This is a genomic window from Vibrio sp. 2130-1 (assembly GCF_033339515.1).
In genome coordinates, this window is record NZ_JAWOUT010000685.1 from 1 (window position 1) to 527 (window position 527).

The following is a 527-nucleotide window of genomic DNA, read 5'->3' on the forward strand; positions in this document are numbered from 1 at the left end:
ATGCCTATGGTGCTGAAAAGTGCATTGGGTGGTTACGATGGTAAAGGCCAATGGCGCTTGAAAGAAGCGGCTCAGATCGAGACGATCTGGACAGAAATGGCGGAGTGCATTGCAGCAACACCAACTCAAGCCATTGTGGCTGAGGAGTTTGTGCCATTTAATCGTGAAGTCTCTTTAGTAGGTGCGCGTGGCAAAGACGGCAGTGTTGAAGTTTACCCACTAGCAGAAAACGTTCATACCAATGGCGTATTGAGCTTATCCACCGCGATTGATGCGCCAGAGCTGCAAGCCCAAGCCAAGCAGATGTTCACGGCCGTCGCAGATAGCCTGGATTACGTTGGCGTATTGGCACTCGAGTTCTTTGATGTCGATGGCACACTGTTAGTCAATGAGATTGCCCCACGCGTGCACAACTCCGGTCACTGGACACAGCAAGGTGCGGAAACTTGTCAGTTTGAAAACCATCTGCGCGCCGTGTGCGGCTTGCCGTTAGGCAGCACCAAACTGATTCGCGAAACCTCAATGGT

The 527-nt window shown here is 51.8% G+C and carries 1 protein-coding gene; it reads left to right on the top strand.

The window, feature by feature from the left end; genetic code table 11:
- A partial coding sequence (locus R7Q09_RS28140) for an ATP-grasp domain-containing protein (RefSeq protein WP_318144208.1) occupies positions 1–527 on the top strand: 527 nt, incomplete at both ends.